Origin of the sequence: Bradyrhizobium sp. MOS002 (assembly GCF_003020115.1) — a bacterium.
GTDB lineage: Bacteria > Pseudomonadota > Alphaproteobacteria > Rhizobiales > Xanthobacteraceae > Bradyrhizobium.
Window position 1 is genome coordinate 466,638 of record NZ_PYFX01000001.1, and the last position, 14,640, is coordinate 481,277.

At 65.3% G+C, this 14,640-nt stretch carries 12 protein-coding genes; 7 read left to right on the plus strand and 5 right to left on the minus strand.

Annotated features, from left to right (window positions below):
- The first annotated feature begins 80 nt into the window (after positions 1-80).
- Both C7G41_RS02390 and C7G41_RS02395 read left to right on the plus strand, forming a co-directional pair.
- Entirely contained in the window at positions 81-383 is a 303-nt protein-coding gene (locus C7G41_RS02390) for a hypothetical protein (RefSeq protein ID WP_106941057.1), read from the plus strand.
- A 160-nt stretch (positions 384-543) separates the two neighbouring features.
- A complete protein-coding gene (locus C7G41_RS02395) occupies positions 544-777 on the plus strand; it encodes a hypothetical protein (protein ID WP_106941466.1) in 234 nt (77 codons plus the stop codon).
- Positions 778-843: 66 nt separating this feature from the next.
- Here C7G41_RS02395 and C7G41_RS02400 read toward each other — a convergent pair whose 3' ends face one another.
- A complete protein-coding gene (locus C7G41_RS02400) occupies positions 844-2,598 on the minus strand; it encodes a caspase domain-containing protein (protein ID WP_245446434.1) in 1,755 nt (584 codons plus the stop codon).
- A 376-nt stretch (positions 2,599-2,974) separates the two neighbouring features.
- On the opposite strand from C7G41_RS02400, the gene C7G41_RS02405 reads away from it, so the two are divergent.
- Positions 2,975-3,418, plus strand: coding sequence for an Ig-like domain-containing protein (locus C7G41_RS02405; protein ID WP_106941058.1), 444 nt, complete (start codon positions 2,975-2,977; stop codon positions 3,416-3,418).
- 29 nt (positions 3,419-3,447) lie between these two features.
- On the opposite strand, the gene C7G41_RS02410 is transcribed toward C7G41_RS02405, so the two are convergent.
- On the minus strand, positions 3,448-5,256 hold the full coding sequence (locus C7G41_RS02410) for a caspase family protein (RefSeq protein ID WP_106941059.1): 1,809 nt from the start codon (positions 5,254-5,256) through the stop codon (positions 3,448-3,450).
- A 402-nt stretch (positions 5,257-5,658) separates the two neighbouring features.
- On the opposite strand from C7G41_RS02410, the gene C7G41_RS02415 reads away from it, so the two are divergent.
- From C7G41_RS02415 to C7G41_RS02425, 3 genes are all read left to right on the plus strand, one after another.
- Positions 5,659-8,355: a DUF2235 domain-containing protein gene (locus tag C7G41_RS02415; RefSeq protein WP_106941468.1), complete on the plus strand. Its 2,697-nt coding sequence runs from the start codon at positions 5,659-5,661 to the stop codon at positions 8,353-8,355.
- Between the two features lie 126 nt (positions 8,356-8,481).
- A complete protein-coding gene (locus C7G41_RS02420; protein WP_199198084.1) occupies positions 8,482-9,165 on the plus strand; it encodes a response regulator transcription factor in 684 nt (227 codons plus the stop codon).
- Positions 9,162-11,099 (plus strand): ATP-binding protein, encoded by a 1,938-nt coding sequence (locus C7G41_RS02425; protein WP_106941061.1) that lies wholly within the window; start codon positions 9,162-9,164, stop codon positions 11,097-11,099. Before C7G41_RS02420 ends, C7G41_RS02425 begins: the two co-directional genes overlap by 4 nt.
- 118 nt (positions 11,100-11,217) lie before the next feature.
- On the opposite strand, the gene C7G41_RS02430 is transcribed toward C7G41_RS02425, so the two are convergent.
- Positions 11,218-11,499 (minus strand): hypothetical protein, encoded by a 282-nt coding sequence (locus C7G41_RS02430; protein WP_106941062.1) that lies wholly within the window; start codon positions 11,497-11,499, stop codon positions 11,218-11,220.
- A gap of 235 nt (positions 11,500-11,734) precedes the next feature.
- On the opposite strand from C7G41_RS02430, the gene C7G41_RS02435 reads away from it, so the two are divergent.
- Positions 11,735-11,959, plus strand: a complete 225-nt coding sequence (locus C7G41_RS02435; protein ID WP_007597470.1) for a cysteine rich repeat-containing protein — start codon at positions 11,735-11,737, stop codon at positions 11,957-11,959.
- Between the two features lie 34 nt (positions 11,960-11,993).
- Here the strand turns inward: C7G41_RS02435 and C7G41_RS02440 are convergent, their stop codons facing one another.
- Both C7G41_RS02440 and C7G41_RS02445 read right to left on the minus strand, forming a co-directional pair.
- Positions 11,994-13,871: a hypothetical protein gene (locus tag C7G41_RS02440; protein ID WP_106941063.1), complete on the minus strand. Its 1,878-nt coding sequence runs from the start codon at positions 13,869-13,871 to the stop codon at positions 11,994-11,996.
- A 2-nt stretch (positions 13,872-13,873) separates the two neighbouring features.
- The gene (locus tag C7G41_RS02445; RefSeq protein WP_146159746.1) at positions 13,874-14,341 is read right to left on the minus strand and encodes a hypothetical protein; all 468 of its coding nucleotides are present in this window, start codon (positions 14,339-14,341) and stop codon (positions 13,874-13,876) included.
- Positions 14,342-14,640 lie beyond the last annotated feature (299 nt).

Sequence of the window (14,640 nt, forward strand, 5' to 3'; positions counted from 1 at the left end):
CTCGACTTTCCCCTCCCTAGCAATCGTCACATCCCGCCTGTATAAACCGGTAGCTTCTTCCGCAATTTGAAGAGGCTCATATGAACGACCTGCACGCGTGGCTTTCGCAACAGCACCACGGCCTGCGCACCTTCCGAATCTTTCAGCAAAAGCTCGAGTCGCTCGGCCGCGACAACCCCGAACAGCACGGCCTGTGCCGTCTGTTGAGCGGTCTCGTCGGCAGCTATGTCGAGACGTTCGATGAGGCCCCGCTGCCCGTCGAGGTCGCTGACGGCGCCTATCATCGCCTGCTGACGCTGGTGGCGAGCCTTGATCTCAATGGTGACACCAGCCGGCGGCTTGCCGATATCAACCGGGTTGCGACCTGCGAACTCTGGCAGTGACGCGGGCGTGCGGCCCTACGGCTCGCATCCGCGTCCCGGAGACACTTCGCCAGCAGAGGGCCGCGTGCTTCCCGGCACGAGCCTCCCTGAACGGGTTCGACTTCGCCGAGCCAGTCCCTATATCGTGCGGCAACGTATGTTGATGCAGCGAGCAGCTTCGATGGCCAGGAGACGCGCGACGGAAACGGAAGCTGACGATCTCCCCCGCTATTTCGTCTGGGTGCGCGGTCTTGAGGGCCCCGAACCGCAAAAATGGATGGCGATGGATTTCGGCGTCGGTGACTGGAAACGGCCGCTCGTGCTCGCCTATCTGGAGCTGCCGGAGGGCGAGCGACACTTGCCGTTGTCGGCGCTGGCCCGGCGATATCCGCCGCCGCGGGGAGAGGCCTTGTAAAGGGGGCAATCCTGGACGGACGCGAGGATCTCGCCAGCCCCTCAACCCAGAGCGAGCAACGCCGGATCACTGGCAGTACTGCTTTCCGCCATAGGTATAACATTTACCGCCTTCGTTGCTGGCCGGAGCAGACGGCGCACGCGGGCTCGGCTCTTGGCGGGATACCGCCTTTGGCTTCTGGGGCGGCGGATCGGGACGCCGCTGGCACACCCCCTGGGCGTCCAGCACGAAATTGTTGTCACAGACGATCTGGACGCAGCGGTCGCCGACCGCTTTTTGCCCCCTTGCACAAACCAGCGGACAGATGCGATCGGGCCGGGCGCGCACCGCATCGAGCGCGTCTAGGCTTGCGACTTTCACGTCGAATTTGGTGCCGGCATATCTGTTGAAGCTGTCGAGCGCCTTTTGCGACGGAGCAGTCCAGGCGCCATCGGCTGCACCGGGATCGCAACCGACGCGCTTCAGGTGCGCCTGGAGCAAGCGGGCGACGTCCGCAGGATCCATCACCGGCGCAGTGGTCGGCGCCAAGGCAACAGCAGGAGGCGGCGCGGCGGGCGGGGTCAGGGCGGCAAGCGTAGCCTGGCGCTCCTTCTCGCGCCGCTCTGCTTCGCGCTTCGCCGCCTCGATCTGCTGCTGTGCATCGAGCGCGGCCTGCTTCTTCGCCTGCTCGACCTGAAGGGCCGCATCCTCGGCTTGTCGGCGCGCCTCCGCAACCTGCCGCCGGGCGTCGTCGAGCTCCCGCTTAGCCTGGTCGGCGAGGCGTTGGCGCTCCTTGTCCAGATCGCGCCGGGCCTGCTCGGAGATCTGCTGCGTGGCCCGTTCGGTCTCGCGCGCCGCCTGCTCCTCGATCTGTTTCCTGAAATCGTCGCTCTTCTGCCGGACCTGCTGCTCAGCCTGCCGCTGTACAGCATCGGCGTTCTCGCTGATTTTTTCTGCGGCCTCGAGCTTGTCGAGCGCCGCATGCGCAAAGTTGGCATAGATGCCGCTGGCATGAACGGCGAGAAAGGAAAGCCAAGCCTGCTTGGTGCCGGCCTGTGCTGCAAGCTCATAATCCCGCCGGGCTCCCGCGTTGGGATCGACCGGCGGCGCAACCGGCGGCACCAGCGCTACGGTGTCGCCACCGAGCGATCCGTAGACGAAGGGCTCCTGCCGGCGCCGCGTGCTCTTCAGCACCTCGTCGCGAACCCGGCCAAGCGTCAGGCGAAGGTCGAGGCCGGGCGTCGCCAGATGATTGAGGAGTGCGGTCGCAAACGGGCTGTGCGCGCCGTCGCCGTCGCCGGCGACCGCTCCGGCCTTGGCGGCGAACGCAATCAGCGTGTCCGCCGTCGCGGGCTCGATCTTGGCAAGGCCGCGGTTCATCGAGCGCGTCGCAACCGTGCGTGTCATCCGCTCCGCAAACGGGTTGTCGCGGCAGGCATCGAGAATGACGAGCCGCAGCCGTTTCGCCGGATTTATCGCCTGGAGAATCCGGTCCAGCGGGACCGCCTCGTCCTCGACGTCGAAATCGCTCTGCAGCCTGGCATCTGCCGGGATCAGGAAATTCGCGCCGTTCACCTCGATGCCGTGACCGGCGTAATAGACCACCGCCATGTCGGAATCCGCGGCAACCGCAGCAAAGTCGCGCACCGCCCGCCGCATCTCGGTCACGCCGAGATCCTGGCGCAGCTCCACGATATCGAAACCCATCCGTTTGAAGACGTCGCTGATGGCGGCCGCGTCGTTGTCGGGATTGGCCAGCCGCGCGACGCTCTGGTAGTTGGACACGCCAAGTACCAGCGCCACCCGCTTGTCAGCCAGCGCGGTCGACGCCGCGACCAGCATCCACAAAACCGATAGCGCCAGCCGGCAGGCCAACCGGCTTGAGCGCAACGTCGGGACTGAAGGGCTCAATCGGACCATGATGCGGGCTTCGTTCCACGCTTCGGCAATGGGCTGCAATCGGTATGAATACTATTTCGATAGCGGTCCGCCCTCAGGTCTGTGCCATCGATCACATATCGGCCCGGCCTTCAGGCGAGACGGTTGCCGCCGCGCCGCGTCCTGCCGGCGACTCCCTACCCGAAATGATAGTGGAAGGCGCATGGCATTGGGAAGCCGTCCTGCAACCTTCCAGAGATACTTGCCTCCCCCCGGCGCTTAAGCTTCTATGTTGGCATAAATCGCTTTTGCTTCATTGGCCGCCAAAGGGGTTTTCAGAATGATCCGTCCTTTCATGACAATTGTGTTGTCGCTCGCAACCGCCGCCTTGTTGCTTCTTTCCGACACTGCGAGCGCCGACAAGATGCGCCCGGGCTACAAGAGCTACCAAAACGCTCACGGCCTGAATGCCAACACCTCTTGCCGGCGCCCGCATTTCAACATCTGCCAGGGTTGTAATGTCGTCATCCCGATGCGGGTCGCGCAAGATCGCGGTTGCGGGTTCAATTTCCAATCGCTGGGTCCGTTCGTGGGCCAGGACGTCGTCGTCGCTCCGGCAAACGGCTCTTACAGCCTGGTCAACTCGACAAAGGCTGTGTACCGGCCCAACTCCGGCTTTACCGGCAGCGACCGCTTCGAGAGCCGTCTCTACTTCGAGGACGGCACCGGCAAGCGCACGTTCCTGAATCTGAAAGTGAACGTCAACGTCGTTCCCAGCCTGTGAGCCGGGGCGCCGTGTCACCGGCGCTGGTCTCAATCGCCCTCACAACTGCCGCCGCATGAATCGGCTCCGCCGGACGGACGCGCGCGACCGCGCGGGCTCGACTCCTGGCGCGATATCGCCTTTGGCTTCTGCGGCGGCGGATCGGGGCGCCGGCGGCACACGCCCTGGGCATCCAGCACGTCATTGCCGTCACAGACGATCTGGACGCAACGATCGCCCTCTACCTTTTGTCCCTTGGCGCAAACCAGCGGACAGACACGATCGGGCCTGGCGCGCACCGCGTCGAGCGCATCGAGGCTTGCAATTTTGACGTCGAATTTGGTACCGGCGTTTCGGTTGAAATTGTCGAGCGCCTTTTGCGACGGAGCAGTCCAGGCACCGTCGGCAGTACCGGGGTCGCAGCCGACGCGCTTCAGATGGGCCTGGAGCAGGCGGGCGATATCCGCGGGATCCATGGCCGGCACGACAACCGGCGCAGGGGCAGGCGCAGCCGGCGGAGTTAACGCGGCAAGTGTGGCCTGTCGCTCCCGCTCGCGCTGTTCCTGTTCGCGCCTTGCGGCCTCGATCTGCTGCTGCGCGTCCAGCGCGGCCTGCTTCTTCGCCTGCTCGACCTGAAGGGCCGCGTCCTCGGCCTGCCGGCGCGCCTCCGCAACCTGCCGCCGGGCATCGTCGAGTTCGCGCTTAGCCTGGTCGGCGAGGCGTTGGCGCTCCTTCTCCAGATCGCGCCGGGCCTGTTCCGAGATCTGAAGCTTGGTCTGCTCGGCCTGGCGCGCAGCCTGCTCCTCGATCTGCTTCCGGACGTCCTCGTTCTTCTGCCTCGCCTGCTGTTCGGCTTGCCGCCTCAGCAGGTCTGCCTTTTCACGGGCCTTCTCCGCCGCATCCAGCTTGTCGAGGGCCGCATGAGCAGACGCAGCGTAGGGGCCGCTACCGTGAACGCCGAGAAACGAGGTCCATGCCTCCCTTGTGCCGATCTGCGCCGCAAATTCGTAGTCCCGCTGGGACTCAGCGTCCGGATCGACCTTCGGGGCAATCTGCGGCACCAGCGCCACGGTGTCTCCACCGAGCGATCCGTAGACGAACGGCTCCTGCCGCCGCCCCGTGCTCTTCAGCACCTCGTCGCGAACCCGGCCAAGGGTCAGGCGAAGGTCGAGGCCGGGCGTCGCCAGATGATTGAGGAGCGCGGTCGCAAACGGGCTGTGCGCACCGTCGCCGTCGCCTGCGACCGCGCCGGCCTTGGCGGCGAACGCAATCAGCGTATCCGCCGTCGCGGGCTCGATCTTGGCAAGGCCGCGGCCCATCGAACGGGTGGCGACACTGCGCGTCATCCGCTCCGCAAACGGATTGTCGCGGCAGGCATCGAGGATGACGAGCCGCAGCCGCTTCGCCGGATTTATCGCCTGGAGAATCCGGTCCAGCGGCACCGCCTCGTCCTCGACGTCGAAATCGCTCTGCAGCCTGGCATCAGCCGGAATCAGGAAGTTCGCGCCGTTCACCTCGATGCCGTGACCGGCGTAATAGACCACGGCCATGTCGGAATCCGCGGCAACCGCAGCAAAATCGCGCACCGCCCGCCGCATCTCGATGACGCCGAGATCCCGGCGCAGCTCCACGATATCGAACCCCATCCGTTTGAAGACGTCGCTGATGGCGGCCGCGTCGTTGTCGGGATTGGCCAGCCGCGCGACGCTCTGGTAGTTGGACACGCCAAGGACCAGCGCCACCCGCTTGTCAGCCAGCGCGGTCGACGCCGCCGCCAGCATCAGGGCAACCGCCAGCGCAACGCGGCCGGCGAGATGCTGCAGGCGGAACATCGGAGCCGGTGGGATCAATCCGACCATGGTGCAGGCTTCAATCCGTAAGGAGTCCCTAGGCTGGCTCCGGGAAGATTTCGAGGGTCTCCTCCCGTAAGTCAACCCGTCTGTGGCCTACCTCACTTCCCAGTGCCGAGGTGTGCGTCGGGCCAAACAGCGGTCGAAGCAAGAGAGGTCGTTAAAGCCGCTGGCGAAGGCGGCGGCGCTGATGCAGAGAGGCTGAACACTCCGCCTCTCCCCGCCGTCCGTCGCCGCTTCCCCGACGTCGTACCGCGGCGGCGCGTTCCTGCTTGCTACCTCAGCGGGATTGTGTGCAGAATGCACCTGCATTTTCACGACGCAACCATTGCAACCATTGATTGACTTTGGGGGGGGGTGCTGCCCGGCTCGGGCCTGAAGCTCGTCCCCGTCGCATTGTCGGAGGGGCTCATGCCGCACCATGACGGCGCGCCGAACGCCGATTCTGCCGGACCGGAACGCGCGCAGATCGAGATGAATGCCGGCGGGCACACCGCCGCCGTCCCGTCAAAACGCAAGCTGGTGCTGTTCGCCGACGGCACCGGCAATGCGTTTACTACCCAGGAATCCAGCGTCTGGCGTCTCTACGAGGCGCTCGACCACACCCAGCCGGACCAGATCGCTTACTACATCAAGGGCGTCGGCACCGCCGGCTGGGCGCCGCTCGCCGCGCTCGACGGCGCCACCGGCATCGGCGTGCCCGGCAACGTCCGCAAACTCTATCGCTTCCTGTGCTGGAACTGGCGCGAGGGCGACGAGATCTACATTTTCGGCTTCAGCCGCGGCGCCTTCACCGCGCGCACGCTGGCGTCGCTGATCGCGAGCCAGGGCCTGGTGCCGGCGGAGATTGACAAGGTTGCGGTGTCGCATGTGGAAATGCAGCGCAACACGATGGCTGCCTGGCGGGAATATCGCAAGGAGTCGGTCGGCTATCGCAGCCTGCCGACGATCTGGATCGTCCGCTGGATCCGCGACGTCCTGATCTATCTCTATCACCTCGTCCTTGGGCATCGCTCCTATGCCAAGGTTCGCGAGGCGATGGACGGCCGTAAACAAATCGAGATCGAATTCCTCGGACTGTTCGATACGGTCGAGGCCTTCGGCGTGCCGGTCGAGGAGCTCCGCCTCGCGGTCGACTGGGCGATCTGGCCGATCTCGTTCCGTAATCACCGGCTGTCGAAGACGGTCAAGCGCGCTTGCCATGCGCTCGCGCTCGACGACGAGCGCACCACCTTCCATCCGCTGCGAATCGACCAGCGCGATCCTCCGCAGGGACAGGTCGTCAAGGAGGTGTGGTTCACGGGAGTCCATTCCGACATCGGTGGCGGCTATCCTGACTCCACGCTGTCCTTCGTGCCCTTGGTCTGGATGGCTGATCAGCTCGACGGCAGGCTCCGCTTCCAGGACGGCACGATCGAGCATTTCCGCGAGTACCAGTCCGCGATCGGGCCGATGCATGATTCACGCAGCGGCGCCGCGGTGCTCTACCGCTACGGCCCGCGGCCGATCGCGGACCGCAAGGAAGATGGCGGATCGCCGGTGGTGCACTTCGCCGTCGTCGAACGCATGCTGCACGGATGCGACAACTACGCACCGCTGATGCTTCCGGCAAGCGCCCGGGTGCTGCTGCCGAGTGGAGAGGTCTTGCCGCTCACGAAGGACGAGACGCGCAAGGCCATGAAGTCGGCCTACGCCGCGAGAACCGGGGATCGGCAAAAAGCGGCAGAAGCCGATGCATTCACGGCGATGAGCCCGCCGGATGCCGAGATGGCCAGACAGGTGCTCGATACCGTGTGGTGGCGTCGCGTGGCCTACTTCTCGCTGGTTATCGCGCTTGGCCTACTTGTCGCATGGCCCTGGATCGCGCGCGCAGTAGTGGGGTCATCCAAGGATCACGGTCTCCAGGACACCGGCCTGCTCAAATGGATCACGTGGTTCGACAACGGCACCGGCCCCGTAGTCAAGCCGCTCGCGGATCTTCTCGCGAATGTCCTGCCATCCTATGCAGGGCCGTGGCTTGCCATCGCACTCTACTATCCCTTTCTCACTACGGTTCTTGTCATTGTCATACTCATCGCCTGGAACAGGAACGCGGTGCTGCGCGACAGCATTCAGGAGCGCGCGCGACTGGCCTGGTACAGGCCCGACCGGAAGACCTCCAGACGCCGCGTGAGCAAATCGGGTTGGCTGCTCGCGATCGGACGCTGGATGCGGCTGCACGCTTGGCCGGTGCGCATGGCATTCACCAACGTCCTGATGCCGGGTATTTTCCTCGCCGCCATTTTCGGCTCCGCGTTGCTGTTGACGTCCCGCGGCTATCTCAACTGGCGCGCAGGCATCGGCGACATTTGCAAGAGCAGCGCATCGACGCGTGCGGTTGGCGACACGCCGGTTACCGCCCGTGACGGCGACTTGTTCGACGTCAACGATTTTTGCTGGGCGAGCCGCCTCGCGGTCGAAAAGGGACGCAAATATCGCGTTTGGATTCAAATGGCCGATCCGTGGTTTGATCGCACCATCATGACCGGCCTGAACGGATTCAAGACCCCACCGGATTCGACCCACCGCTCGGCTGTCCCGATCCTGCGGCTCTACGGCGCAGACTGGTTCCAGCCGATCGTGCGGGTGGGCGCCAGAGGATCGAACAACCTGCCGCTCCAAGCCGTCAATGGAATCCCGGCGGACGAGCTGCCGCGTCGGGTCAACGCGACGGTGCCGGCATACGAGGACAACACCAAGGACAAGTACCCCATCCGTGTCGAGGACTCCATGGAGTTCGATAAGCCAAACAGCGAATTGAAGCGTGTCTGGCGCCCATTCGGAGATTTCGAGCCGATCCCGACCGAGGCACTGCCAGCGGCACGCGCGCTATGGCGCAGGCAGGGATTGTCCGATCTGCTCGTCGCGGAATTCGTGGCACCCGAGTCTGGCGAGCTATTCTTCTACGTCAATGACGCCGTCCAGTTCTTGCCGCGGGTCGTTCCATTACGGTTTGCACCGGGGTGGCTAGTTCCGCTCCAGGGACCGCGCGTCCAGTTCTACAACAACAACAGCGGCACGGCGACGATCAGGGTCCAGCGGATTCCAGCTCCGCCTCCGGCCGACTAACGACGCCCCCGGGCTGATTGCATGGAGGAGCCCATTGCGCCCCCATGATTATGGGTGTCGCGGCGCCCGCACCGCGGCTAAACTTGGGCCTGCGCCGCGGGGGACACGCGGTGCAGGACGCTGATCATGACCGAACAGGGCGAGACGGGTGAAGCCATCACCATCCTCCTCGTCGAGGACGACGCGCCGACTTGCTGGCGGCTTCAGGACGCGCTGGTCAAGGCCGGCTACGAGGTACGCAGCGCCGGCACGCTCGCAGAGGCCCGCTCGGGGCTCGGCGAGCGGGCGCCGCGCGTGCTGCTCACCGATCTGCGGCTGCCCGACGGCCACGGCGTCGAACTGATCCGCGAGACAAGGCAACGCTTTCCCGACACCGAGATCATGGTGATCTCGGCGCTCGGCGACGAGGAGAGTGTGATCTCCGCGATCACGGTCGGCGCCACCGGCTATCTCCTGAAGGATGCGTTCCCCACTGATATCGCCACCACCGTGCGCGATCTGGTCGCCGGCCATTCGCCGATCTCGGCCTCGATCGCCCGCTTCATCGTGCGCAGAACACAAGGTACCGCGCAGAATGCGGCCGAGCCTTCGCCGGGTCCCGCGCTCAACACCGCAAGGCTCACCCCACGCGAGATCGACATCCTCTGGGGCATCGCAAAAGGCTTTAGCTACGCCGAGATCGCGAGCCATCTCGGTCTCTCCAAACAGACCGTGCCCGGCCACATCAAGAACATCTATCGCAAGCTCGAAGTGCACACCCGCAGCGAAGCGGTGTTCGAAGCGGTGCAGCAGGGCCTGATCAAGCTGTGAGCGAGATCGCGGCGAAGGCACCGGTCAAACCCGCGCGGCGCCGGCTGCTGGTCTCGCGACTCGTGCCCTATCTGCTGCTCCAGTCGCTGATATTGGTCGCGACCGTCCTCGGGCTGCGGCTGCTCCAGCCCAACGACCCCGACGACTTTGCGCTGAGCGAAGTCTCGCTACGCGAGGACGGCGGGGCGCGTCCCGTGACGCTGCCGCATTTCACGTCGTCACGCTATTCCCTGGCCGACCCGCCGCTCTACACCGGCGCCTTCACGTTCCGCCGCGGCGATGTGGCGTCGGGATGGTCGGTATTCCTGCCGCGCTTCAGCAACGCGGTGGAAGTCGCAATCAACGGCGTCGTCATCCTGGATTCCCGACGCGATGCCAACGCCAACCGGCCCGACCGCAACACCCCGCAGATCGGGTCGATCCCGTCCTCGCTGCTGCGCGAGGGAGCGAACGAGATCACTGTGCGGCTGTTGGTCTGGGGACCGCTCAAGGGCTTTCTCGATACCGTATATGTCGGGCCGGATGCGGCCTTGCGGCCGGCCTACGAGACACGCACGCTGATGTTCGTCACGTTGCCCGTGGTGTTCTCCGCCTGGCAGTCGATCCTCGCCGTCATCCTGGCGATCATGTGGCTGATGCGCCGCCGCGAGCCGGTTTACGGCGTCCTGGCCGTGGCGATGGTACTGGGCGTAGTGCAGGCCTTCGCGCCGGCACCGGTGCCCCCCGCCAGCACCTCCCGGCTCGCCGCAGTGTTGCTCGCGTCCGCACCGATCGAGAGCGCCCTGGTCGTCGTCTTCGGCGTGCTGTTCTTCGGCTGGCGCTGGCCGCGTTACGGCATGCTGCTGTTCGCGCCGGGGCTCGTCGTATTCAGTGTCGGGCTGATCGCAGGCCCGCCGCTGCCGCGCATTCTGTTTCTCGTGCTTGGCATTCCCACCGTCGGGCTCTGCCTGATCCTGATGGCCTGCGTCACAGCTGCCGCAGTGGTGCGGCGGCAGGACGCGGCAAGCTTCACCCTCGGCTGCGCGGTGACTATCGTGCTGATCTGCTGGGTCCACGACATGCTGTCGGTGTTCGAGATCGTGACCGACGAGCGCATCTTCCTCTCGCGCCTGTCCTATTCGGCGATGCTGGTCGCGATCGGCGCCGGCTTGACCTGGCGGTTCGCGCGCGCGCTGAACCAGGTCGACAGCTTTGCCGGCCAGCTCGTGACGCGCGTTCGCGAGGCCGAGGAGCGGCTGAAGGCGAGCTTTGCCCGCGAGGAGGAGCGTGCACGGGCCGCTGCGCTTGCCAATGAGCGCACGCGGCTGATGCGCGACCTGCATGACGGCCTCGGTGGCCAGCTCATCAGCATCGTGGCTCTGTCCGAGCGCGGCCACGAGGGCGCGACCATCACCGACGCCGCCCGTGCGGCGCTGAAGGACCTCCGCCTCGTCATCGACTCCATGGACGATATCGGCGGCGACCTGATGCTCGCACTCGGCTCCTGGCGCGAGCGCGCGACCGCGCAATTGCGACCGCACGACATCGCGCTCGACTGGCATGTGGCGACGCCGCAGGGGCTGCCGCTGCATCCCGAGCTTAGGCCATGGCATGTCATCCAGATCGTGCGCATCCTCGACGAGGCAGTGACCAACGCGGTCAAGCACGCAGAGGCCCGCCGCATCGGGGTGACCATCGAGACGGTCGACGAAGGTCAGGGGCCGTACGGTGTGATCAGGGTCGCGGATGACGGCAAGGGCTTTGCGAACGGGTCTGCGCCGGTCGGCGGCGGCGGGGCCACCAACGCGAGCCAGACCGCGCGGGGCCTTCGCAACATGAGGAACCGTGCCGCGCGCTGCGGGGCGATGCTCGATCTGAGCTCGGATTCCTCAGGCACGCGCGTGCGGCTGCAATTGCCGCAGATTTTCCCCGACAGCGATGCCGCCGTCGGCTGAAAAGCCCCCTCTCCGAACGTGTGGGACGCGCGGAGAGAGGGACGGGCCGGATGATTTGCCTGCGGAGGACGGGGGGGTTCGTCCGCAATGCTCCTTCGCCCGAACTCTTTCGTCTTTCTCAGCGCACGCCGACGCGATTGACCGGACCACCGCGATTCATCGGCGTGCCCGCGCGCACGCCGACGCCGGGCGCCCCGACCCCGGGTGTCGCGACCGCGACCGCGGCGGCCGGCGCAACCACCACTGCTGCTGTCGGCCGCACCACGCAGCCCTTGGGTATGCCGACTGTCTTGCAATAGACCACCGCCTGCGCTGGGCTCGTGCCCAGCGAAACCACCGCCGCACCCGCCAGCGCCAAAATCGTCAGCCCGGCGCTCAGCGCTCCCGCTCTTTTCGACATCTTGCTCTCCTGCTTCCCGTTCGGCGTCCCGATGCAATCACCGGGTCTCGCAGCCGACGTGCAGCCTGAATGACAAAAGACGGCGCACTGATACATGCCATGAAAATGGGGGTACGGCGGCGGGACGGGCTGGCCGATGCCATGAACATGGCATGGACCTGCGCCGGGCCCTCGCGAGATGGTCCGGCTCGCTTGATCCCGAGCGGGACCAACGACATTCCCAAGGAGGTGCTTTATGAAGATTTCGGTTCTTGCCGTGCTGCTGCTCGCCGCTACCGCCCAGACCGCCGCTGCACAATCCGGTCCGACGCCGCAGGAGCAGATGACTTGCCGAAGCGACGCGAGCAAATTCTGCGCCGAACACATTGGCAAGCCGCCGCAGATGAATGCCTGCCTGCGCGAGAACAAGTCGAAGCTTTCGGATGGCTGCCGCAAGGTCGTGGAGTCGCACGGCGGGTGAGCACTCGCCGTCCACGGCACAAATCTCGCGGGCGCTAATGCGTCAGGCCATAGACGTCGATGCGCCCGTCATAGGTCGGGCGATAGATGCGGCCCTTCCAGACGATCGGGCGGTTGAACTTGGGATGCATGAAGGCGTGCTCCGGTCCCCAGTTCTCGCTGTCCCAGATCACCTGGAGCCGCTTGGAGCCGTCCGGATTGGTGGCGAAATTCTGCGCGTCGTAAACCAGGAAGCGGCCCGGGCTGAGCATCATGTTGCTATCCTTATAGGGCACCATCGCGACGATGATGCCATCAGCGCCGTTGTTGGCGGCAAGCGTGATGCCCCAGCCGGGCATGCCGCCCGGCGGACGCGGCGATTGCGGCGAAGCGATCTCGTTGCCCCCGGCGAGATAGGCCGTGGTCCCGTCGGCTGCGATCGACCAGGCTCGCAAGGCACTGTTCTCGCCGCCGACGAAATGCATGATGCCGTGGACGGCGGACTGGAACAGCAGCGGCGAGCCATGCAGATGTCGCGTCGCGCCGCCGGGAAACAGGTTCAGCTCCGTCGGTGCCGCCGGCGCCGGCGGCACGGCTGGATCGAAATATGTATACAGGATCGGCGGCATGCGAAGCTTGTCGTAGTTCGCCGCGAAATGGCCGGCCGCAAGATCAGCCGGTTGCGTGTTGCCGAGCGCATTGGCGTTGCCGGTGTAGAGGACGCCATCCTTTCCGGCGGCCAGAATAGCATGGGCGGAAGCGACATAGACCGGACCGCCGGAACCGAAATCCTGGTCGCCCCACATCGATTCGTTCATCGCTTCCATGTGATGCGCCACGACCGACGCGATCTGGGCGTCGATTGCATTGCGATCTGACGTGACTGCGACATGCGCCATCTCGCGCGCATGAAGAGGCTTTAGCGGCATTCCCATGCGCCTGGCATGTGCAATCACGGAAGGCAGGGATACGTTGGACGGTAACGCCGACTCGTCATCGTTCTCCTCGGCCGCGGCGGCGCCGACCCGGTTGACGTCGGTCCATGGCGCCCACCACGACACGACCTCGAAACGGGCATGGTTTCCCGTGTGCAAGGCCAGCCGCACGATGCTCTCACCGAAATCGCCGTGTTGCGGAGAGAACGCACCGTTGCCGGTGATGACGTAGATCGAAGCGTCGGGGGCAACGGCAGGCCCCGCCCCGCTCTGCCACAGCCCGCCGCCGGAGCCGGTAACGGTGGAGCACCAGGCGGCAGCGAGCCGCCAGCCATGAACATCGACCGCAATCAGCCAGCCACGCGCCGTCTTCGACGTTTCCGCGATCGTGCCGAAGGGAATCAACACGTGGTTCTGCGTCAGCGTCAAGGCACTGCGCTGCTTGCGTTGAGCCGAGACGAATTTCTGCACCGGCAGACCGCCCGGCGGCGTGTACACCGCGCCCTCGAGATTCAGGAGCTCGTGCACCTTCGAGCCGTCGGCGATCCGCAGGGCTGCGAGAAAATGCTGCCCCTTGGCGACGCTGCCGTCGTTGCTGATCCAGGCGCAGGCATAAAGAATACCTGCCCCTTCGTCGATCACGGGCGTCGAGAGAATGCCCCAATGGACGTTGGTCATATGTCCGTCGATCGCCCTCGTTCCGACGATCGGACGTCCGAGATTCGTCGCCCAGATCTTGTGGCCAGTCACAGCGTCGAATGCATAGACCCAGTTGCCCATGCTGGCCTGGAAGATCAGATCGCGGGTCGTGCCATCGGCCATGTGCACGCCGCCGACCGCCAGCGGCTGCGCCTCGAGCCTGGGATCGTCGGGAATCGGAAGGCTGAAGAGTTTGACGATACCTTTGTTGCGGACCGCGGTGGCCGTCAGCACTGTTTCGGAATTGTTCGCACCGGTACGGGCGTGGTTGTAGCTGCGGGTCGTGACGGAAGCGGGCATGGTCAGCCCCCGAATGCCAAAACGCTTCCGGCGACGAGCAGGCAGGCTCCGGCGAGCGGCCGTCCGCTTTCAGGACTTGCGTTCGACGAACAGAGCGCCGTGGCTCCGCACGAAAATCCGAGGCCAGCCATCCCGGCGCTGGACAGCGCCACGAGGCCGATATGGTCCGGCACGTGCGACACGACATTGTCCATCGCAAGCAGCGGCGGCAGGACGTAGACCCAGCCCGCCGCCTGTGTCAGGCGATGCGCGACCGGAAGCCGCAGGACCAGCAACGCGCCGCACGAGATCAGCGCGATCGCGGCAAGGCCGCCTGCCACCGGCACACCGACACCGAGCGCGGAGCCCAGCGCGTCGCAAACGCCGAACATCAGAATGAGCGGCAGCACATGGCGTCGCGGAACGATGAATGCGAGCGCGAAGGCCACGACGAGGCTGTCGGCGGACGTCCACAACAGATGCAATGACACGGAAACCTCCATGAGGTTTGTAATGCGAGATAAGTGAGGTCAATCGAGGAGGCCGCGCTGCGAGGCCCGAATACGCAGTCGCCGTCGCAACCGCGGTCCGCGCCTGTCATTGCCTTCGATATCGGCAGCAACTGGAGCGCGGTGAATCCGACATCTCGCAGAGCTTGCGCATGTCGCGCCGGAGAGATGAGCAGCCGAGGTGGTCGGTCAACCTGCATCGGCACGGTGAAACGTTCGCCGAGCGGCCCGAAGAGGCGGCCCGATGCTAATAGCGCTACGTCCATGACGCGGCCTCTTGC

Bases quoted from the DNA above. Each gene is read 5' to 3' on its own strand.
- C7G41_RS02430 (WP_106941062.1), bottom strand. From the start codon at position 11,499: ATGTCGAAAAGAGCGGGAGCGCTGAGCGCCGGGCTGACGATTTTGGCG.
- C7G41_RS02420 (WP_199198084.1), top strand. From the start codon at position 8,482: ATGACCGAACAGGGCGAGACGGGTGAAGCCATCACCATCCTCCTCGTC.
- C7G41_RS02400 (WP_245446434.1), bottom strand. From the start codon at position 2,598: ATGCTGGTCGCGGCGTCGACCGCGCTGGCTGACAAGCGGGTGGCGCTG.
- C7G41_RS02435 (WP_007597470.1), top strand. From the start codon at position 11,735: ATGAAGATTTCGGTTCTTGCCGTGCTGCTGCTCGCCGCTACCGCCCAG.
- C7G41_RS02405 (WP_106941058.1), top strand. From the start codon at position 2,975: ATGATCCGTCCTTTCATGACAATTGTGTTGTCGCTCGCAACCGCCGCC.
- C7G41_RS02410 (WP_106941059.1), bottom strand. From the start codon at position 5,256: ATGGTCGGATTGATCCCACCGGCTCCGATGTTCCGCCTGCAGCATCTC.
- C7G41_RS02390 (WP_106941057.1), top strand. From the start codon at position 81: ATGAACGACCTGCACGCGTGGCTTTCGCAACAGCACCACGGCCTGCGC.
- C7G41_RS02395 (WP_106941466.1), top strand. From the start codon at position 544: ATGGCCAGGAGACGCGCGACGGAAACGGAAGCTGACGATCTCCCCCGC.
- C7G41_RS02440 (WP_106941063.1), bottom strand. From the start codon at position 13,871: ATGCCCGCTTCCGTCACGACCCGCAGCTACAACCACGCCCGTACCGGT.
- C7G41_RS02415 (WP_106941468.1), top strand. From the start codon at position 5,659: ATGCCGCACCATGACGGCGCGCCGAACGCCGATTCTGCCGGACCGGAA.